Raw genomic sequence first — 367 nt, 5'->3', positions numbered from 1 at the left:
AACGCCCATGTCCGCCCAGCCGATGTTCTTTTCTTCCTTGGTCGACACCGCCGACCATCACCGCGAACTGCGCGACGCAGTCGGCAAGCTGGTGGGCAAGTTCGGGCGCAAATATTACCAGGACTGCGTGAAGCGCGGGGTCGAGCCTGACGAACTCTGGGCGGAACTCGGCGCAGCGGGGTTCCTGGGCGTCCACATCCCGGAGGAATTCGGCGGTAGCGGCGGCGGGGTCGCGGATTATAACGTCGTGGTCGAAGAATGCGCGGCTCAGGGCTGTCCGATGCTCCAGCTCGTCATCAACTCGATCACCGCGCCGATCATCGCCACGCATGGCACGTCCGAGATGAAGGCCGAGTGGCTGCCGGGA

Annotated in this window: 1 protein-coding gene; it reads left to right on the top strand. The window is 64.3% G+C overall.

The features are described 5' to 3' along the window. A partial coding sequence (locus CVH10_RS18305) for an acyl-CoA dehydrogenase family protein (RefSeq protein WP_219924797.1) occupies nt 1-367 on the top strand: 367 nt, incomplete at both ends.

This window comes from Halomonas sp. ND22Bw (genome assembly GCF_003011945.1).
In the GTDB taxonomy this organism is placed as follows: Bacteria; Pseudomonadota; Gammaproteobacteria; order Pseudomonadales; family Halomonadaceae; genus Halomonas; species Halomonas halophila.
This window is presented reverse-complemented; position numbering and strand designations above follow the sequence as displayed.